Source organism: Streptomyces sp. NPDC059201, from assembly GCF_042754585.1.
Lineage (GTDB): Bacteria > Actinomycetota > Actinomycetes > Streptomycetales > Streptomycetaceae > Streptomyces.
Window position 1 is genome coordinate 376896 of the sequence record NZ_JBHZBB010000001.1, and the last position, 19777, is coordinate 396672.

The following is a 19777-nucleotide window of genomic DNA, read 5'->3' on the forward strand; positions in this document are numbered from 1 at the left end:
CGGCTGAGTACGCGTACTCAGGTGTCGCCCGCCGGGCTCCTCCATGCTGGGGCGCGAACACCGGATCTTCACAGAGGAACACATCCATGGACCACGCCCTCCAGTTGCGCGCCGCCACACCTCGGGATCTCGACTGGATCCACGAACTGCGCCACCGGGTGTACGCGGAGGAGCTCGGCCAGCATCCGGTGGATCCGTCCGGGAGGCTGAGCGATGGGCTCGACGGTGACAACGTCTATCTCGTGGCCGCGCGGGGCGAGACGCGGATCGGCTTCGTCAGCCTCACGCCGCCATGGGTCGGCCGCTACTCGCTCGACAAGTACCTGACGCGCGAGGAGCTGCCGGTCCTGACCGAGGAGGCGCCGTTCGAGATCCGCGTGCTGACCGTCGAGGAGCGCTGGCGGTCCACCGCGGCGGCGCCGCTCCTCATGTACGCGGCGCTGCGCTGGGTCGCGGCGCGCGGCGGCCGCCGGGTGGTGGCGATGGGACGCACGGAGCTGCTCGACATGTACCTCGCCGCCGGGCTGCGGCCGGTGGGGCGCACGATCCGCTCGGGCGCGGTCTCGTTCGAGGTCCTCAGCGGCTCCGTGGCCGAGCTGACGAGGACGGTCGCGGAGCGCCACGGCCGGACCCTGGAGCGGCTGCGTACCGGCCTCGACTGGCAGCTCGACGTGCCCTTCGCGCCGCGCGCGGACGGCTGTGAGCACGGCGGGGCGTTCTTCTCGGCGATCGGCACCGACTTCCGGACGCTGACCCGCCGTCACGAGGTGGTCGCGGCGGATGTGCTGGACGCCTGGTTCCCGCCGTCGCCGGAGGTCCGCACGGTCCTCGCGGAGGACCCGGGGTGGGCGGCCCGGACCTCGCCGCCGACGGGCGCGGAGGGACTGCTCGCGGAGATCGCGAGGGTCCGCGGGCTTCCGGTGGAGTCGCTGGTCGTCGGGGCGGGCTCGTCCGACCTGATCTTCCGCGCGTTCGGCCGGTGGCTGACGCCCGGCAGCCGCGTACTCCTGCTCGACCCCGGCTACGGGGAGTACGCCCACGTCACCGAGCGGGTCATCGGCTGCCAGGTCGACCGGCTCCAGCTGCGCCGCGAGGACGGCTGGCTGCTCGACCCGGCCCGGCTCGCCGCCGCGACCCGCGACGGACGGTACGACCTCGTCGTGGTGGTGAACCCGAACAACCCCACCGGCCGCCATGCCCCGGCCGACGCGCTGCGCGCGGTGATCGAGGCTTCGCCCGCGCGGACCCGGTGGTGGATCGACGAGGCGTACCTCGGCTACGTCGATCCGGCGGACTCGCTCGCCGGGCTGGCCTCGGCCAACCCCCGGGTCGTGGTCTGCACCTCGCTGTCGAAGATGTACGCCCTGTCGGGCATGCGGGCCGCCTACCTCGTGGCGTGCCCGGAGACGGCCGGGGAGCTGCGCCGCTGGACGCCGCCGTGGCCCGTGAGCCTGCCGGCCCAGCTGGCGGCCGTGACGGCGCTGCGCGACCCCGCGTACTACGCGGAGCGCTGGGCCCGCACGCACGTACTGCGTCAGGAACTCGCGTACGGACTGAGGGAGTTGGATGGATTCGCCTCCGTCGACGAGGGGGTGGCGAACTTCCTCACGGTGACCCTGCCGCCGGACGGACCGAGCGCGGCGCGGCTGGTGCGCGAGTGCCGGCGGCACGACGTCTTCCTGCGTGACCTGTCGCCGATGTCCCCGGCGTACGAGGGGCGGACCGTCCGGATCGCCGTCCGCGACACGGCGGAGAACGCGCGGATCGTGGCGGCGTGCCGGAGCGCCCTGGAAGCGCTGCGTACGCCGGGCGCTGTGGTGGCGGGCGCGCCGGGGCGGTACTCCCGGTGACGACGGTCGCCGGTCTCGTTCCGTACCTCGGCGGGGCGCTGGCGGTCGGGGGCGTCGCGGTGGCGGCGACCCGGCGCCGCGAGCTGATGGTCCGCTGGTGCGTGTGGGCGCTCGGAGTGCCCTTGGTGACGGCCGCGTTCTGGCTCGGTCCGCCCGGGATCGCGGTGCTAGCGGCCGTGGTCGGTGTGGTCGCGGTGGCGGAGTACGGCGGCCTGTTGCGGCTGGGGTTGGTGGACCGGGCGGTGCTGGGCGCGGCGGTCATCGGGGTCATCGTGACCGCCTGGCTGGCCCCCGGGGAGGTGCTCCGGGTGGCGGCGGCCGGGGCGCTCGCGATCGCCGGGGTGCCGCTGCTCTCGGGCGACGCGGAGCACGGGCTCCGCCGCCTGGGGGCGGGCCTGCTGGGGCTTGTGTGGCTGGGCGCCTTGGCGGTGCTCGTACCGTCGGGTGTCCTCGGCCTCGTCCTGTTCGTGGCCGTCTCGATCGCCGACATCGTCGCGTACGCGGCGGGTCGCCGTCTCGGCGGCCCCCGGCTCTCCCCGCTGTCGCCCGCCAAACGGTGGAGCGGCACGCTCGCCGGGGCCGCGGCCGGTCTCCTCACGCTGGCCGTGCTGTCGTCCCTGACCTGGCAGATGGCGGTGGCCGTGGCGGTCGGCGGCCCGCTCGGGGACCTGCTGGAGTCGATGGTCAAGCGCGGCGCGGGCGCCAAGGACGCCGGCCGTTGGCTGGCCGGCTCCGGCGGCCTCCTCGACCGGATCGACTCCCTCCTCGTCGCCCTGACGGTGCTGTTGCTGCTGGGGTGAGAAATCGGGAGAGCATGAGCGTCACAGACCCCGGTCCTGGGGGTCTAGTCAGTTGCGGCACAATCGCAGGCAACTGGGCAGGCCACAGTGGGGGGTTACGGACATGGGACGTTTCGGCTGGCGAAGCCGGCGCAAGGGCATACCGAACGAGCCGGGACTGCTGGCCGCGGCTGCCGAGAATCCGGGTGGCAGCGTCGCCGAGATCGACCGGACGCACATCGACGACCCGAACGGCTACGTCCCGCCCGAGGCGATCCGTGGCGCGTGGGTGGTGGACAGCAACGGGAAACTGACGGGCGAGTACCAGGAGAACCCCCGCCACGGGTTTCCCCAGGACGACTTCAGCAAGCTCACCGACCCCGATCACTGGCTGGGCTGGCTCGGCGACGATCCGGCGGCCGCCATCCGAAAAGGCATCGAAGAGTCCCTGCGCGCCCAGGTGGCGGACGCGGTGGTCGACTGGATCAAGATCCTCGAAACCCCCCGGTTCCTCACAGGCGGCCGCCCGCATTCCGAGGACGAACAGGTCATGCTGGTGACCCGCGCAGCCCTCGCCGCGCCGTTCGCCCTGTCCGTCCGCACCGCACAACACGGACGCTCCGTGCTCCTGGGAGTGTTCTCATGGGCGGCGGTGAACCTCGCGCCGCCCGGGGTCCGCAAGGATCGGCACTGGTTCGACCTGGGTGTCGATCTGGACTGGGCCGATGAGCAGCTGCAAGGGCGGATCTACGCGGTGGACGGCACGGACGGTACGGACGGGGCGGACGGCCCCACCGAGGCACGGTCTCCCGGCGTGCGCCGATCTCTTTGACGGCGCTCACAGAGAAGGGGACGGGGAGACGAAGTGAAACCCATGGTGACCGTGGGGATCGACTTGGCCGGGTACACCGGAACGACCGGGGTCTGCCGCGTCACGTGGGTGGAGCGGCCGGTCGTCGAGTTGCTCGATGCCAGGAGCGACGAAGACCTGCTGGCGGCGATGAGGACCGCCGACAAGACCGGCCTGGACTCGCCCGTCGGCTGGCCACTGGCGTTCATGTCCTTGCTCGCCGCGTACCAGGCGGGTACGAAGCTGCCTGAGCGGGCCCGGTACACGCCGCACCCGGGTGGCCCTGACGGGCTGAACACATTCACCCACCGCCTGACCGACGACGTGGCGTGGAAGCGCACCGGGGCAGGGAAGCAGCGCCCCCTGTCGGTCGCCGCCGACAAGCTGGGCATCGTCGCCATGCGGGCGGTGGACCTCCTGGAGCGACTCGCCGACGCTGGCCCGCCCATCCCCCGGGACGGGTCCGGCTCGGTCGTCGAGGTCTACCCGGCGTTCGCGCTCATCCAGTGGGGACTGGCGAGCAAGGTCAGCTACAAGGGCTCAAAGCCCGGTGCGCCCGCCGCGAGGGCCGAGATCCTCGCCGGCCTCACCGACGGCTTGCGCCTCAACCTCAGCGAACACGTACGCGACCGCTGCACCCGGAGCGACCACGACCTGGACGCCCTGATCTCCGCGGTCGTCGCCCGCACCGCCGCCTGCGGAATGACCCACCTCCCGGCCACGGACGAGGAGCGCGCCATGGCCACGCTCGAAGGCTGGATACACCTCCCCCGACAGGGCCTCTCACTCACCGCCGTGCGCGACGGAGTGACCCCCTGACCCTGCCCTCGCGCACACCGACCTCTCAGGGGGTCCGGCGCCCCGCCTGGCGGCGTGTTGGCGACGCTGCGGCGCCGTTACGAGCTCCCGGCCGCCGGAGGCAAGGCCACGGTGACCGCCACCGCGGTCGTCACCGTGCACCGGGACGTCGGCGGGGCCGACCGCGAGATGGCGCGCTCCCTGGAAGAGGTACTGCGCTGTCCGGAGCAGCAGCTCGACGCGGGGCGGCGCCTCGTCGGGCACCGGGAGACGGACTCCCCTACATGTGGCGGCAGCAGCGGATGGGGACGGTCACCACGGCGGTGGCCGTGCACGGAACGCGCGGACTCACGTCGAACGAAGTGTCGGACCTCGTCATCGGCGCGGCCGCCGACATGAACGTCCGGTCCGAACTGCGTCAGGAGCACGAGGAAGGCGGCACCCGATGACCGAGCCGCTGCGGCCCTCCGACCCTTCCGCGCTCGGCGGCCACCGGTTGCTGCGGCGGCTCGGCGCGGGCGGCATGGGCGTGGTGTACCTCGGGCGCGCGGCCGACGGCTCGCTCGTCGCGGTCAAGGCGATGCCGGGCGAGTACGCCTCCGACCAGTCCTTCCGGGAGCGGTTCCGGCGCGAGGCGGCGACGGCCGGGAGCGTGCGCAGCCCTTGGGTGGCGGGGACGGTCGGGAGCGACGCGGAGGCCGATCCGCCGTGGCTCGCCACCGTGTTCGTCCCCGGTCTGTCGCTCGCGGAGGCGGTGGCCGGTCACGGGCCCCTCTCCAAGCCAGGCCGTCCGGATCCTGGGGACGGCTCGCTCGCGAGCGCTGTCCGCAGTCCACGCGGCGGGGCTCGTCCACCGTGACGTCACGCCCGCCGACGTCGTCCTGGGAGCAGACGGTCCGCGGCTGATCGACTTCGGCATCGCGCGCGGTGCCGAAGACCCGGCGCTCACGACCGAAGGCGTGGTCGTCGGTACCCCGGCTTCCTCGCCCCCGAACAGAACGAGGGCGCGTCGGCAGGGCATGGGGGTGGTGTATCTGGCGCGTTCGTCCGGTGGCGCGCTCGTCGCGCTGAAGGTGATCCGGGCCGAGCACGCCGTGGACCCCCGGTTCCGTAGCCGGCTCCGTCTCGAGGTCGCGACCGCCGCGAGCGTACGGGGCCGTGGTTCGTCCCGGTGACCGCTGCCGATCCGGACGTGCCTGGCTCCCTGGCTCGCCACGCCGTACGTGCCGGGCCCTCGCTCGCCGAGGCCGTCGCCGGTCACGGTCCCCTGCAGCTCGACCGGGTCCGCTTCCTCGGGTCTCGGTTGGCCGACGCCCTGGCGGAGGTCCACGCAGGCGGGCTCGTGCACCGCGAAGTCAACCGGGCAACATCCTGCCGTCCTCGGCGCCCCCGGGTTCCTCGCACCCGAGCAGGCACGGGGAGAGGAAGCGGGGCCCGCCGCCGACGTCGTCGCCCTCGGCTGCGTCCTCGCGTACGTGACGACCGGCAGACGGCCCCTCGGGAGCGGTACGTCCGCCGGTGTGCTCTTCCACACCGTCCACGAGGACCCCGACCTCGACGGCGTACCGGACGACCTGCTCCCCCTCGTACGGGCGTGCCTCGCGAACCGACCGGTGCACCGTCCCACCCCGGACGAGATCAGCGGTCGCCTCACGGAGCCGGCGTACGGGCGCTGCTCGCCGAACGGGCAGCCCGCGCCCTGGAGATCCAGGACCCGGCTCCCCGTACCGAGGCTCCGGAATTCGGGAGCCACTGGCCAGCGGCCACCGCCCCCGCCCCGGCCGGGGGTCCCCGGACGGCGCCTGGGCGTCGCCGGGGCCCTCGCGGCCGCCGCGACGGCAGGCTGAAACGTCCTCCGGGACCGGGAGCGGGGCCAGGGCCGTACTGGCACCGCCCCGGACGCCGAACTACCGCGCCACACCATCGGACTCCAGGTCTCCGCCACAGGCTCCGCCGGCGCGGTCGCGCTCGGTCGGGCGCTGCGGCGGGGTGCCGAACTCGCCGTCGACGGCCACAACACCCGCTCCGGCCGGGCCTTCGACCTCGCCCTGAGGGTCGAGGACGACGCGGCGGCCGCGGCCCCGGCCCGGAAGCGGCGCGGCGGCTGATCGGCGACCCCGGGGTCCTCGCCGTCCTCGGCCCGGGCGACGGCCCCGCCCTGACGGCCGTGCACGAGCCGTACCGTGCGGCGGGGATGCCGCTGCTCCTCGTCAGCGCCGCGGTCGACCCGCCGGTCGACGCGGAGCACCCCGGGGCTCTGAGGCTGCGTCCCGGCACGGACGAACTGGTGGTCGGCGTGCTCCACCACCTGCACCATGCGGCAGGGGTGAAGCACGCCGCCGTCGTCCACGACCAGGCCGGCGGAAGGATCGGCTGGAAGGTCGTGACGTCGTTGCAGAGCGTGCCGCCCGGCGGCAGGTGACTTCGCCGCCGTCGCGCGGACCGTCGTGGCGTCCGGGGCGGGCGCGGGCGTCTTCGGCGGGACCTTCCCCGCTCGCGCGGCGGACTGCGCCTCCGCTCTGCACCGGGCGGGGTTCACCGGGCCGCGCCTCGCGCTGGAACCGGTTCTGGACGGACCGGTGTTCGTCACCCGGGCGGGCGAGGCGGGCGAGGGCTGGCTGTTCGCCACGTGGTTCACCGACCCCGCTCGGATACCGGCCGCCCGCTCCTTCGTCGCGCGGCACCGCGACCGCTACGGCGCAGGCCCCGGCCGTTGGGCCGTGGAGGCCCACGACGCGGTGGGGCTCGTCCTCGAAGGGCTCGGGGCGCCTGCCGAGGACCACCCACCAGGGCCTCGCCATGAAGATCGTCTTCCATCCGGTCCGCCATGGGTTCGTCCCCGAGAACGGCGTCTTCCTCCACCGCGTCGAGGGCGGATCCCTCCACGACCTGGGCCGCTACGACACCGTCAGCGCCGCCCGCGCCCTCCCCGACGCTCCGTCACCAGGACCGGGCGGCGGCGCCGCGGTGCGTCCCTGAGGAGCTCCGCGCGTGCGGTGGGCGCGGGGCGCGCCGGGAGGAGCGTACGGGTTGCACGCGGGGTGGCGCCGGGTGACCCTGCGATTGCGCGTGGTGACCATGCGTACACCTTTCCCTCGCCGACTGTCAGGAGCGTCCGTGATCCGCCTTGCCCCGCTCGCCGCCGCCTGCGCGCTGGCCGCCGTCGCCGGAATGGCCGCCGCGCCTCAGGCCGCGGCCGCCGACCTGCCGTCCGGACCGTTCCAGATGGAGAACCCGGGCTGGGACACCAGTGACTGCGCCTACGCCGGGGACGACGCCCCGCACTACATCAGGGAGAAGTCCTGCTCCGAGGTGGACGCGCCCTCGCGCTGGTTCTACGACACCGGCAGCCGGCAGATCACCAACGGCCGTCAGAGTGCGCGCGGCAAGTGCCTGGCCGCGCCCAGGACCATCCAGGACGAGGCGCACCGGAGGCTGACCATGCAGCCATGCGACCGTCATGACCCGCGTCAGCGCTGGATCACGCTCGCCGTCAGCGACGACCGCACCGCGCTGGAGGTCGCCGACAAGAGCGGCCACTACCTGGCCGCGATGAGCGACGGCGACCCCTGGCTGGTGGCACCCGGCGTGCCCGGCCGCACCGGCGGCCTGGTCTTCCGGCCCATCAGCAAGTGACCACCCCGCCCCCGTACCCCCCACGCACACACCGGAGCCGTACATGCCCCGCCCCACCCCCGTCCTGGGTGCCGCCGTCCTCTGTGCCGCCGCCCTGCTGACCGCCCCCGCGGCCACGGCGGCTCCCGCCGCGGCCCCGAGGGCGGTCGACCAGGCGCTCTCCTTTCCCGCCGGGACCTTTCAGATCCGCAGCGAGTACCACGAAATGTGCGCGTACGCCGGAGACGATGCCCCGCATCTGCTCGCCGGGCAGTCGTGCGGCATCTTCGAGGCGCCCGCCACCTGGTCCTTCGACCCGGCGACCCGCCAGATCACCAACGCCCGCGCCTCCACCAAGGGCAAGTGCCTCACGGCGCCCAACGGCAGCGGCGACATCACCCTGGCCACCTGTGACAAGGACAGCGCCTTCCAGAAGTGGGAGACCTTCGTCAGCGACGACCTCGGCAAGGGGCGCCCCTACCAGTACCTCGCCGTCCGGGACGGCGACCACCTGATCTCCCTCACCGTCCACGACCGCGGCCGGTGGCAGGGCAGGACGCACGGGCAGGACGAGCAGAGCTCCGTCCAGATCCTCCCGCTGTGACCTGAGGCTGTGACCTGCCGCCCCCTCAGCCCGTCAAGGACTTCCACATCGTCAGCGGGCGGTCCTCGACCGTGATCTGGTCCTCGTGGCCCTGGCCGTCGCGGATCACGATGATCCGGTACTTGTCCTGGTGGAACGCCCAGAACAGGCTCATGCCGTTGATCCGCTGCATGTCCGGTACGGCGAGGAACTCGTCGACGCGCGTGACCCCGGCCAGCGATCGCCACAGGTCGAGGCCGCGGTCGCCGCGTTCGAGGGTGTCCCGGTGCATCCTGCCGTCGGCGACCGAGATGAGGCGGTAGACCTGTCGGTCCATCAGGGTGTGGAACACCCAGTACCAGCTCTTGCCGTCGACCCGCTGGAGGTCGGGGACGGGCAGCAAGGCGTCGACCCTCTCGACGCCGTTGAACGAGGCCCACGCGGAGAGCGAGCGGTCCGGGAGGTCGATGGTGCCGACCTGCTCGGGCGGGAGCCCCGACTCTGCGCCGTCGGCGATGGAGATCTTCCGGTAGACCTGCCGGCCCTCGACGGTGTGGAAGAGCCAGTACCGGCTGCGGCCGCCGACCCGCTGCTCGTCGGGGACGGGCAGGATCGCGTCGACCTTCTTGACCCCGGCGTAGCACGGCCAGGTGCTCAGCGGCCGGTCGGGGCGTTCACGGGTGTCGACGTGCTCGTCCCCGTCGGCGATGGAGAGGGTCCGGCAGACGGCTTCACCGTCGGCGCCCGTCCCGTACGCCCAGTACCAGCTCTTGCCGTTGATCCCGCGCAGGTCGGGGATGGGCAGGAAGGCGTCGGTCGTCCGGACGGCGGCGGGCGGCTTGTCGGTGAGCCGGCCGTCGCCGAGCAGCCGGAGCAGGGTCAGTGAGGGGACGAAGGTGTAGACGGACCCCTCGGTGAAGACGAACTGGCTCAGGCTCAGGCGGGTGGTCTTGCCGGGAGTCTCGTAGCTGAGCTGGCCGGCGGCGCCGACCATGCCGTCGGGGCCGGGCTTGTTGGGCCGGTTGGGCGGGAAGTCCGGGCTGTCGATCCACGCCTTCTGGATGAACTCGAACTGCTGCACGAGGTCCGACTGGTAGCAGACGAAGACCAGGCCGCGCTTCTCGTCGGGCCCGCCGGGCCCGTCCGACGCGGGGTCGAAGGGCGCGCCGTACGGGGCGCCGCGGCGGATGATCCGGCGGCGGTCCATCACCGGGTTCTCGTCGAACGGCGGATCGCCGGGCTTCTCCTGGAGGCCGTCGCGGGGGTTGGTCTTGCGCAGGTGGGAGAAGAGCGGGGTGATGAAGCCCTCGGGGTCGTTGCGGAAGCCGAAGTCGTTGTCGTCACCGGACAGCGCGTTGGAGGGCCGGTCGGCGTGGGGGCAGGTGGCTACGGGGGTGCCGGAGCGCCACCGGCCGACGAGGCGGGCGGCGAGCCACTCCGAGGTGGCTTCGGGCGGCACCACCTTGGCCTCCTTGAGCACCTTCAGCTGCCCGGCGACCTGGGACCAGAAGCCGGGGACGTCCTGGCCGAGGCGGCGTACGACCTGGAAGGTGCCGTTGTCGGCCCAGTCCGGCGTCTCGTGCGGGACGCCGCCGACCCGCGGGTGGCCGACGACGAACTCGCCGGGCGGGATCAGGCGGGTGCCGTGATGGCCCTTGACGTACTGGGGCTTGACGGGGTCCGGTTCGTCGAAGCCGATCACGCCGGGCTCGCTGACGCCGTCCTTGAAGCCGAAGTGCTCCTTGCCCCGCCGACTGCCGGGCAGCGTGGCGGCGTCCTGCTGGAACACGATCACGATCTTGGCCGCGGCGCACGCCTCGCGCTGCTGCCTGACCGTCGCCTGGAGGTCCTGGACCGTGTCGGCGGCGACGGTGAGGACGGCGTGGACGATCTGGCCCTTGCCGTTGCCGAAGAGCCACCGCTCCGGCGAGCTGTCGCCGGTGTCCCCGAGCGCCCGCTTGTCCGAGCCCTGCTTGAACGCCTCCAGGCCGCTGCCGGGCGCGACCGTGGGCAGGGGGTCCTTCCCGGCCAGCTCCCTGAGGCCCGCCCAGGTGAAGCCGATGTTGATCCAGGTGGCCTTCAGCGCCCTCGGGTCGTCGCCCTCCGATGCCTTCCTGGCCTTGCTGAAGGCGGCGTTGAAGCTCGCCACCTGTCTCGTCGTGGAGATCTGCGGTTCCAGCGCCTTGACCCAGGTGCGCGCCCTGGCCGCGTCCTCGAACTTGAGGAACAGCAGGGTCATCTGGTCCTTCTTGAAGCCGGCGATCACGTCGCCCTGGATGTCTTCGCTCTCACGCAGCTTGAGATCGTCCACCATGTTCTCTCCAGAAGATCGACACCTCTACACCGTGGTTGCATAGAGTGATCGACAACATATGCATCATTCGTATGTGTTTTCGCTTTCGCCTGGCCGGAAAGTCCCTCCGTCACTCGTTCGCCGCCCACAACTGCACTGGTCGGACCCATGACTTCCGGCGACTTGATCACCCGCCTGCGTTCCCCGAGGTGACAGCCGGGCGGCACACCGCAACACTGACATCGTCACTGTGTGTGATTCTGTGGCAGCCCCGGTGCAGCCCGTCCCCTCCGACGCGTCCCCCTGTCGGAACCGCTGCGCCTTCCCCTCCGCAGCAAGGAGTCCCATGTCCCGCAGTAGTCCGCCCCTGCCTCGCCGCAGGAGCCTCGTCACGGCGATCTCGGTCTGCGCCGCCACCGCGATGGCCGCGTCCATGGCCCTGGCGTCGGCAAGCCCCGCACTGGCCCACACCGGTGACGGAGACCACGGCGACGCCTTCCCGTATGCCCCCGCCTCCCGGGCGGCGACCGCGCCGGTCACCGTCGACCCGGACGAGGCCGCGACGCTCGGCAAGGAGCACGCCGAGGAGCACGCCCGTACCCGCAGGGCGATGGCCGACGTCGGCGAGTACCCGCAGACGACCCGTACGGCCCGGCTCAACGCGCTGACCGCCTCCCAGGAGAAGGCCAACGCCGCCTTCGACGCCGCCGAGTTCGGCCGGTTCCGGGAGTACTTCCAGTCCCCCGACTTCGCGGCCCATGTCGCGCTGCTGCCCACTGGCAAGGTCCTGCTGTTCTCCTTCGAACGGATCGAGAACAACCCGCAGAAGGAGCCCGCTCCCACCGACACCATCGGCAAGGAGAACGCGGGGCGCGCCTGGATCTGGGACCCCGCGAAGGGGACCGGCGCCGGCGCGTTCACCGAGAAGAAGCCGCCGGTCATCAACATGCCCGACGGCAAGAACGAGCCCCGCCCGGCCCCGTTCTTCTGCGCCGGCCACTCCTTCCTGCCCAACGGCATGCTCGGCGTGTTCGGCGGCAACCTCGGTGGCAACGGAGGCTCAGGCGCCAAGCTGTCCCTGGTCTTCGACCCCTGGGCGGAGGAGTGGTACCTGAACAAGGACATGTCCGTCGGCCGGTGGTATCCGAGCGTGGTCACCGGCGCCGACGGACGCCAGCTGATCATGTCCGGTCAGTCGGAGCTCGGCTGGGGCACGCCCACGCCGGTCGTCGAACGCTTCCCCGGCGCGGCCCACCCGGTGCCCTTCGAGAAAACGGTCAAGCCGATCGGCTGGGGGGTGGACAAGCTCAAGACCGAAGCCCCCTTCAAGTGGGACTACCCTCACCTGTTCTCGCTGCGCGACGGGAAGATCTACGGCCTCGGCCGCTCCGTCGACCAGCAGTGGCTCTTCGACACCGCCACCGACACGAAGACCGACCTGCCGAACCGCCCGGACGTCAACAAGAACATGCCCGGTCCGGACGGCGGCGAGTGGAGGCGCAACTACGGCTCCGCCGTGCCCCTCCCGGCCGGCTTCAGGGGCCCCGACTCGGTCCTGGTCCTCGGCGGCGACCGCAACGACCCGAACACCTACCGCCTGGCCGGCGGCAAGTGGAACACCGAGAAGCCCCGCGCCTTCGGCCGTACGCAGGACGACACCCTGATCCTGCCCAACGGCGACCTGCTCACCGTCAACGGCGCCTTCGACATCCGCGACTACGGCAACGGGCCGTACAACCCCAACGCCGACCTGAAGTACCGCCAGGTCGAACTGCGCGACGCGAACGGCGACTGGAAGCTCGGCCCCGTCCAGCGGCTGCCGCGCGGCTACCACTCCAACGGCGTGGTCCTCCCCGACGGGCGCGTCATGATCACGGGCGACGAGCTCCAGCAGCTCGCCAACGACCCCGACGTCACCGACAACAACAACGGCAGCATCGAGATCTACGAGCCGGCCTACCTCCACCAGGGCAGCCGCCCCGCGCTCGGTCTGGTCTTCAACCCCAGCGTCGGCTACAACGAGAAGATCACGGTCAGCACCAGCACACCGACCGAGGTCACCCGCGCCGTGCTGCTGGCCCCGACCACCGCGACCCACTCGGTCAACACCAGCCAGCGCCACCTCGAACTGCGCATCAAGAGCCGCGGCGGCAACTTCCTGGAGCTCCAGGCCCCGCCGAGCGCCGCCGCGGCCCCGCCCGGCCACTACATGCTCTTCCTCCTCAACGAGGAGGGCGCCCCCAGCAAGGCCGGCTGGGTCCAGCTCAAACCCCCCACACCCGCCGCGAAGACCCCGGCCACCACCCCCGCCAAGGCGAAGCCCGACGCCTGACAGCAGCCTTCGATGCCCTGCCCGTGGGAGACCATGGGCAGGGCATCGGGGGTGCTTCGGGTGGTGGGCTGGGGCTGGGGGTGGGTCAGCACTTCACCCAGTAGCCCGGGGAGGTCTCCTTGATGGTGGTGGTGACCCCCACGTTCCACAGGCCGAGGTTCTGCTCCGAGCCGTTGGCGTAGGTGTACCCGCCGGAATGGTGGGCCCGGCCGGCCTGGGTGTGAGCGTAGTTGCTGGCGGTCACGCACACCGGGGCCGCCCCGGTCGTGGCGGTGACGGGCGCGGTCCTGGCACCGACGGCGCCGGAGGCGTCGACGGCGGCCACGGTGTAGCTGTAGGTCGTTCCGGCCGTCAGGCCGGTGTCCGTGTACGTGGCGGCCGTGACCGGGGCCGCGTTCACCTTCGTGCCGTTGCGGTAGACGTGGTACGAGGCCGCGCCCGCGACCGTGTTCCAGGACAGCGAGGCGGTGGTGTCCGTCGTCCCCGTGACGGTCAGAGCCGTCGGGGCGGGGAGGGTGACCGGGGTGCCTGTGGTGGTGGCGTCGACCGCGCTGGACCTGGTGCCTGCGGTGCCGGAGGCGTCGACGGCGGCGACCGTGTAGCTGTAGGTCGTGCCTGCGGCCAGGCCGGTGTCCGTGTACGTGGCGGTCGTCACCGGGGCCGTGTTCACCTTCGTGCCGTTGCGGAAGACGTGGTACGAGGCCGCGCCCGCGACCGTGTTCCAGGACAGCGAGGCGGTGGTGTCGGTGGTCGCGGTGGTGGTCAGGCCCGTGGGGGCGGGGAGGGGCGGGGTGCTTGTGGTGCCGGCGCCGAGGGCTTTGGCCATGTTCATCACGGCCGTCATCTGCGGGCCGCTCTTCTGCGCGTAGTCGGCCGACTTGTAGCCCCACCAGTCCCAGCAGCCGCGCGGGTTGCCGGACATCGTGGTGGTCTGCGGGTAGAGGACGATCATGTCGTTCGTGTCGGCGTACTCGTTGAGGTACGCCTTGTCCATCAGTGCGTTGCCGACGAGGCCGAAGTACTGGTAGCAGCCGTGGAGGGTGACCATCAGCTTGCAGGCGGCGCCGTTCTGGCAGGACTGCGGGACGTAGGCGAAGCCCTCGTTGCCCATGCTGATCGCGCTGGGGCTCCCGCCGGGGGTGTACGCGCTCTGGTCGAACTGGACCAGCTTGCCCGTCAGGGCCGAGGAGCTCGCCGGGTTCACGCCGCCCACCAGGTGGGTCAGCATGTCCTTCACCGGGTCGCCGCCGCAGTTGTTGATGTACGGCGAGCTGGTGGAGGTGCACGCGTTCGGGCCGATCGGGCTGACCCACGCGTGGCCCGACGTGGACGTGTTGTCGTAGACCACGTCCGCGCCCAGGTCGCGATAGTACGTGGCGAGGTCGTCGTTCACCGGCTGCTTGACGGTGCTGTCGTTGGTGCCGTGGAACAGCCAGACCTTGTCGGCCGACAGGTTGGCGACCGGGTCGAGCTTGCCGGCCGCCGCCCGGTCCCGGGTCAACTGCGCGAGCTGAGCGGGCGTCTTGCGGGCCATGAAGGTGTCCATGCACGCGTACAGCGCCGTGTTGAGGTTGTTCTGCGCGCAGTCGTAGGGGCCCGCCGAGAAGATGCCCGCGCCCTTGAAGACGTCGGAGTACGCGACGTGCAACTGGTTGGCCATGAACCCACCGGACGACAACCCGCTCACGTAGGTCGAGCTGATGTTGTACTGCTGCAACGGACCCGTGGTCGGCGCGGGGACGGCGGCGGTCGCGCCGCCGACCGTGGTGGCGGCGATGCCGAAGGCCGCCAGAGCGGCCACGACGAGCTGTCTGATCTTCATGCGCATCTCCAGGAGGGGTGGGGGATGCGGACATCCTGGAGAACGCGGGCGCCCCCGGCCCACATGTCGTGCCACCACTTCCCGGGGCCACAATGTGGCGCGCGTTACCGTGGCGCCGCGCGCCGGCGACATGAGTCGGTGACATGCGGCGGACATGCGTCGCCGACATGAGTCGGCGGCGCCCGCACGAGGTGCGGACGCCGCCTGAAGGGGGAGCGGTCAGCGGGGTCAGCCGCGGACGATGTTCTCCGCCTGCGGGCCCTTCTGGCCCTGGGTGATGTCGAACGTCACCGTCTCGCCCTCGGTCAGTTCGCGGTATCCGTTGCCGGAGATGTTGGAGTAGTGGGCGAAGACGTCCGGGCCGCCTCCGTCCTGGGCGATGAAGCCGAAGCCCTTTTCGGAGTTGAACCACTTCACGGTGCCGCTGGCCATGCTCGTCCTTCTGGTCAATTCAGTGGCGGCCCGGGATCGGGCCCCCTGGGCATCCCCTTCGGATACCCGATCCACTCTTCCCCCAGCACTCTCACGCCTACACACATTCTTCAGATCTTTTTCGGATTCCCGGTCCATGAGCTGCCGGTTCACGACGAGCCGGCGCCCTCCGCGGGCAGAGCGGATATCGCTCAAGCCTCACTTGAACGGCTCAGGAACACGTACCCTGCACATCCGATGGCCGGTTCCTTTCTGTCCGGTCCCCCCACTCGCCCAGGAGCCTTCCGTGGTCGCATCCCGCCCTTCCGCCCCCAGCATCGACGCGACAACCGCCGCCCTCCAGGAAGAACTTCCCCGACTGGAACAGCACCAGCAGGACCTGGAGCAGGAGTTGGCCGCGGTGTCCCAGCGCGTGCTCTCGGTGCGTACGGCACTGACCGCCCTGCTGGCCCTGGCCGACACGCCCGCCCCGCTCGCCGTACAGCCGGCACCCGAACCGGTCGCCACTGAGGGTGAGATCCCGGCCGAGGCGCCCGAGGAGGTGACGGCCCAGGATGCCCCTCCGGTCCCCGCACCCCGAAAGGCCGCCGCACCGCGTGCCACGCGAGGACGCAAGTCCGCCCCCAAGCCCACGGCCAAGTCCCCTTCCCCCTCCCCTTCCCCCGCCACTTCGGCGGTGAAGGAGCCCGGTGGCGTCGGTAGCGTCGCCGAGCAGGTGGTCGCCGTCCTCGCGCAGTCGCCCGGGAGCCCGATGCGCGCGCGGGACGTGGCGGAGGCGCTCGGCCGTGACATCTCCGTGGGCTCCGTCAACGCCGTCCGCAGCACACTCGACCGCCTGGTGGCCACCTCGCGCGCCGACCGCGCCGGCCGTGGCCTCTACCAGGCCACCACGAACTGACTGCGGGGCCTCTGACGGGACGGCGGACTCAGTGACCTGACGTGCCGCGCGCGAGTTCGTGGAGGCGGAGTGCCAGGTGGATCTCCAGAGCGCTGTCGGGGGTGTTCCAGTCGGGGCCGAGGAGTTGGGCGACGCGGTCGAGGCGTTGCACGACCGTGTTCACGTGCACGTGGAGGGCGTCCTTCGCGCGGGCGAGGCTCGCCCCCTGGTCGTAGTAGGCGTGCAGGGTACGGACCAGTTCGGTGCCGCGCTCGGTGTCGTACGCGATGACGGGTCCGAGGACGCGGTCGACGTACGCGCCGATGTCGGCCCGTTCGCCGAGCAGGACGCCGATGAAGCCCAGGTCGGCGATGCCGGCCCCTTCGCCGGTGCGGCCGAGGGCGTGGAGCGCGGTGAGGCAGCGCAGGGCCTCGCCGTGCAGCGCGGCGTGCTGTTCGGGGCCGGTTCCTGGGCCGGCGGCGCCCACGGTGACGGGGGCGCCGATGGCCCGGGTGAGGGCGGCGGAGAGTTCGCGGGCGAGCAGGCCGGGCTGGTCGGTGGGGGTGAGCAGGACGCTGCGGCCCTGCCGGGTGCCCGCCAGGCCGCCGAGTCCGCGCACGGCGCGGCCGGCTTCCGCGGCGAGCCGGGAGCGCAGGGCGGGCTCGCAGTCGAGGACGGCGACGGCGTGCGGCCGGGCCAGGTCCACGCCGAGGCGGCGGGCGCGGAGGGTGAGGCTGCCGCCGTCCCAGTGCGCCGAGGAGGCGGGGTCCGCGAGCAGGTCGTCGAGGAGTTCGCCGCGTACCCGGTCCTCGGTCTCGGCGACCGAGCGGCGGATCAGCAGCAGCATCGCCGTGACCAGGGCCGAGCGTTCGAACAGACGCCGGTCGGCTTCGGAGAGTTCCGCGTGTCCGGTCAGGACGATGCTGCCCAGCGGTTCGGCGCCGGCGAGGACGGCGCAGGTCCAGACGCCGTGGGCGTGGACGGCGCGGCCCTCGCTGTGTGAGGCGTCGATCCGCGCGAGGGAGGGGGGCACGGGTGCGGTGCCGGTGCCGACCCGGGCGAGTTCGCTGCCGTCGGTGTCGTGGATGGCCACTCCCCCGCCGAGCAGCGCCGCGATCTCGGCGGCGACCTCGTCGATCCCGGCGCCGCGCAGGACCAGTTTGGAGAGGCGGTCGTGGGCGTCGGACGCCTGGTGGAGGGCCTCGCTGTGGGCGCGCGCGGTGGCGTTGGCGGCTTCGAGCCGGGTGAAGGCGGTGCGGGTCTCCTCCAGCCGGCGGGCGCTGTCGATGGCGACGGCTGCGTGGTCGGCGAGGGAGGCCAGCAGGGCGATGGCGTCGGGGGTGAACTCACGCGGGGCGCGGTCGGCCGCGAACAGGACTCCGATGATCTCCTCGCCGAGCCGCAGGGGGACGCCGAGGATCCCACGGAGCCCTTCCTCCGCGACGCCCTCGTCGATGGTGCCGGTGTGCCGGTAGCGGCGGTCGGTGCGGTAGTCCGTGCTCGCGTACGGGCGGGCGGTCTGCGCGACCAGGCCGCCCAGGCCCTCCCCCATGCCCAGCCGGAGCTGCTGGAAGGCCGCCGAGACGGAGCCGTCGGTGACGCGCATGAACGTGTCGTGCGCGACCGGATCGTTGAGGGTGAGGTAGGCGATGTCCGAGCCGAGGAGCGTACGGGCCCTGCGGACGATGGCCCGAAGGACGGCGTCGAGGTCCCGCAGGCCGGCCAGGTCGCCGGCGGTGTCGAACAGCGCGACCAGCTCCGTCTCCCGGCGCCGGTACTGGTCGAGCACCCGCCGCACCGACAGGGCGACCTCGGTGGTCTCCTCGATCCACGCGAGGTCCGCCGGGTCCGCCGGGTCCGTCCCGGTGGCCCGGGAGCGCGCGAGCCGCGCGGCGAACTCCTGCGCCGGAGCGTCGGCGGCGAGCAGGTCCAGCATGCCGCGCGCGGCCGACTCGGCGGACGACGGCGGGCGGGCGTCGTCTCGACGGCCGTCGGTCATGGGGCCTCCTCGCGGCCGTACAAGCGGGTGGGGTGGGATGGGGTGGTGCGGACGTGAGCCCGGTCCGCCGTCATCACGCCCCCATGATGACGGCGGACCGGGCACCTCACGCACGTGGCGGTGTCATTCGGTCCCTGGGCCCTTAGGTCCTGGGCCCTGAGGTCCTAGGCGCGGTCGCCCGCCGTGACCATGGGCTCCGCCGCGGGCTCCTCGTCCCGGCCGCGGGTCAGGTCCCGGCCCCGGGTCTCGCGGGTGACGGCCACGGTGATGGTGGTGACCACGGCCGCGATGCAGAGGTACACGGAGATGGGCGTGGAGGAGTCGTACTCCTTCAGGAGTTCCACCGCGATGATCGGGGCGAGGGCGCCGGCGATGATCGAGGCGAGCTGGGAGCCCATCGAGGCGCCGGAGTAGCGGACCTTCGTGTCGAACATCTCGGAGATGAACGCCGCCTGCGGGCCGTACATCGCGCCGTGCAGCAGCAGTCCGGCGGTGACGGCCAGGACGATCACGACGAACGACTTCGAGTCGACGAGGCCGAAGAAGACGAAGGCCCAGACCGCCATGCCCACGGAACCGATCAGGGTGACGGGCCGCCGGCCGATCCGGTCGGAGAGCGCGCCCCAGAGCGGGATGGTGACGAAGTGGACGGCCGAGCCGATGAGGACGGCGTTCAGCGCGGTGCTCTTCGGCAGCTCCAGGTGCACGGTGACGTACACGAGGAGGAAGGAGGTGAGGATGTAGTACGAGATGTTCTCGCCGAACCGCGTGCCGATCGCCGAGAGCACCTCGCGCCAGCTGCGCTTGAACACCTCGACGACCGGGGCCTCCTCCTTCACGCCCGCGGCGGCGGCCGCCTCGGCCTTCGCCTGGGCCTCCAGGAACACCGGGGACTCGGAGACGGAGACGCGGATCCACAGGCCGATCATGACGAGCAGGCCCGAGAGCAGGAACGGGATGCGCCAGCCCCAGGACTGGAAGTCGGCGTCGGACTGGACGGCGGCCAGCAGGGCGAGGACACCGGTGGCGAGCAGGTTGCCGCCCGGGGCGCCGGCCTGCGGCCAGGAGGCCCAGAAGCCGCGGTGCTTGTCGCCGCCGTGCTCGGAGACGATGAGGACGGCGCCGCCCCACTCACCGCCGAGCGCGAAGCCCTGGACCAGGCGCAGGATCGTCAGCAGGATCGGCGCCCAGACGCCGATCGACTCGTAGGTGGGCAGCAGGCCCATCGCGAAGGTGGCGCCGCCCATCATCAGGAGGCTGAGCACCAGGAGCTTCTTGCGGCCGATCTTGTCCCCGTAGTGCCCGAAGACGATGCCGCCGAGCGGGCGGGCGGCGAACCCGATGGCGTACGTGATGAAGGCGATCAGCGTGCCCACCAGCGGGTCGGCGGTGGGGAAGAACAGCGTGTTGAAGACGAGCGCGGCGGCCGAGCCGTACAGGAAGAAGTCGTACCACTCGATGGTGGTGCCGATCAGGCTCGCTCCGACGATGCGGCCGATGCCGCCTCTCGGCTTGGTGGTGGTGTCAGACATGGATTCACCGGTTTC

At 72.1% G+C, this 19777-nt stretch carries 17 protein-coding genes and 2 pseudogenes; 14 read left to right on the forward strand and 5 right to left on the reverse strand.

The genetic code is table 11. The features are described from left to right. The first annotated feature begins 86 nt into the window (after positions 1-86). The 12 genes and pseudogenes from ACFXMG_RS01720 (at position 87) to ACFXMG_RS01775 (ending at position 8496) form a co-directional block, all read left to right on the forward strand. A complete protein-coding gene (locus ACFXMG_RS01720) occupies positions 87-1850 on the forward strand; it encodes an aminotransferase class I/II-fold pyridoxal phosphate-dependent enzyme (RefSeq protein WP_383813741.1) in 1764 nt (587 codons plus the stop codon). Next, positions 1847-2650 carry a phosphatidate cytidylyltransferase gene (locus ACFXMG_RS01725; RefSeq protein ID WP_383813743.1) on the forward strand — a complete coding sequence of 268 codons (804 nt, stop codon included), beginning with the start codon at positions 1847-1849 and terminating at the stop codon, positions 2648-2650. The genes ACFXMG_RS01720 and ACFXMG_RS01725 overlap by 4 nt, the downstream gene beginning before the upstream one ends. Before the next feature lie 103 nt (positions 2651-2753). Beyond that, on the forward strand, positions 2754-3461 hold the full coding sequence (locus ACFXMG_RS01730) for a hypothetical protein (RefSeq protein WP_383813745.1): 708 nt from the start codon (positions 2754-2756) through the stop codon (positions 3459-3461). A gap of 42 nt (positions 3462-3503) precedes the next feature. Beyond that, on the forward strand, positions 3504-4298 hold the full coding sequence (locus ACFXMG_RS01735) for a DUF429 domain-containing protein (protein ID WP_383813965.1): 795 nt from the start codon (positions 3504-3506) through the stop codon (positions 4296-4298). Between the two features lie 263 nt (positions 4299-4561). Next, positions 4562-4726 carry a hypothetical protein gene (locus ACFXMG_RS01740; protein WP_383813747.1) on the forward strand — a complete coding sequence of 55 codons (165 nt, stop codon included), beginning with the start codon at positions 4562-4564 and terminating at the stop codon, positions 4724-4726. Then, a pseudogene (locus ACFXMG_RS01745) lies at positions 4723-5301 on the forward strand (serine/threonine-protein kinase); the annotation flags it as partial. The gene ACFXMG_RS01740 and the pseudogene ACFXMG_RS01745, both read left to right, overlap by 4 nt. A 199-nt stretch (positions 5302-5500) precedes the next feature. Continuing rightward, the gene (locus ACFXMG_RS01750; RefSeq protein ID WP_383813749.1) at positions 5501-6124 is read left to right on the forward strand and encodes a hypothetical protein; all 624 of its coding nucleotides are present in this window, start codon (positions 5501-5503) and stop codon (positions 6122-6124) included. Positions 6125-6444: 320 nt separating this feature from the next. Next, positions 6445-6699 (forward strand): hypothetical protein, encoded by a 255-nt coding sequence (locus tag ACFXMG_RS01755; RefSeq protein ID WP_383813751.1) that lies wholly within the window; start codon positions 6445-6447, stop codon positions 6697-6699. A 25-nt stretch (positions 6700-6724) separates the two neighbouring features. Continuing rightward, positions 6725-6985: pseudogene (locus ACFXMG_RS01760) on the forward strand (serine/threonine protein kinase); the annotation flags it as partial. A 91-nt stretch (positions 6986-7076) separates the two neighbouring features. Next, a complete protein-coding gene (locus tag ACFXMG_RS01765; RefSeq protein WP_383813973.1) occupies positions 7077-7256 on the forward strand; it encodes a hypothetical protein in 180 nt (59 codons plus the stop codon). A gap of 138 nt (positions 7257-7394) precedes the next feature. Next, complete coding sequence (locus ACFXMG_RS01770; protein WP_383813753.1) at positions 7395-7913, forward strand: ricin-type beta-trefoil lectin domain protein; 519 nt, start codon at positions 7395-7397, stop codon at positions 7911-7913. A gap of 43 nt (positions 7914-7956) precedes the next feature. Continuing rightward, entirely contained in the window at positions 7957-8496 is a 540-nt protein-coding gene (locus ACFXMG_RS01775) for a hypothetical protein (RefSeq protein ID WP_383813754.1), read from the forward strand. Positions 8497-8521: 25 nt separating this feature from the next. On the opposite strand, the gene ACFXMG_RS01780 is transcribed toward ACFXMG_RS01775, so the two are convergent. Then, entirely contained in the window at positions 8522-10789 is a 2268-nt protein-coding gene (locus ACFXMG_RS01780; protein ID WP_383813756.1) for a Dyp-type peroxidase, read from the reverse strand. A gap of 325 nt (positions 10790-11114) precedes the next feature. Here ACFXMG_RS01780 and ACFXMG_RS01785 point away from each other — a divergent pair, with 325 nt between their 5' ends. Next, complete coding sequence (locus tag ACFXMG_RS01785) at positions 11115-13100, forward strand: galactose oxidase-like domain-containing protein (protein WP_383813758.1); 1986 nt, start codon at positions 11115-11117, stop codon at positions 13098-13100. Between the two features lie 85 nt (positions 13101-13185). Here ACFXMG_RS01785 and ACFXMG_RS01790 read toward each other — a convergent pair whose 3' ends face one another. Both ACFXMG_RS01790 and ACFXMG_RS01795 read right to left on the reverse strand, forming a co-directional pair. Continuing rightward, positions 13186-14922, reverse strand: a complete 1737-nt coding sequence (locus tag ACFXMG_RS01790; protein ID WP_383813760.1) for a fibronectin type III domain-containing protein — start codon at positions 14920-14922, stop codon at positions 13186-13188. Between the two features lie 228 nt (positions 14923-15150). Beyond that, positions 15151-15354 (reverse strand): cold-shock protein, encoded by a 204-nt coding sequence (locus ACFXMG_RS01795; RefSeq protein WP_383813762.1) that lies wholly within the window; start codon positions 15352-15354, stop codon positions 15151-15153. Between the two features lie 286 nt (positions 15355-15640). On the opposite strand from ACFXMG_RS01795, the gene ACFXMG_RS01800 reads away from it, so the two are divergent. Further along, positions 15641-16252: a hypothetical protein gene (locus ACFXMG_RS01800; protein ID WP_383813764.1), complete on the forward strand. Its 612-nt coding sequence runs from the start codon at positions 15641-15643 to the stop codon at positions 16250-16252. A 28-nt stretch (positions 16253-16280) separates the two neighbouring features. On the opposite strand, the gene ACFXMG_RS01805 is transcribed toward ACFXMG_RS01800, so the two are convergent. After that, on the reverse strand, positions 16281-18230 hold the full coding sequence (locus ACFXMG_RS01805; RefSeq protein ID WP_383813765.1) for a helix-turn-helix domain-containing protein: 1950 nt from the start codon (positions 18228-18230) through the stop codon (positions 16281-16283). Positions 18231-18394: 164 nt separating this feature from the next. Further along, positions 18395-19762 (reverse strand): MFS transporter, encoded by a 1368-nt coding sequence (locus ACFXMG_RS01810; RefSeq protein ID WP_383813767.1) that lies wholly within the window; start codon positions 19760-19762, stop codon positions 18395-18397. Positions 19763-19777: the final 15 nt, after the last annotated feature.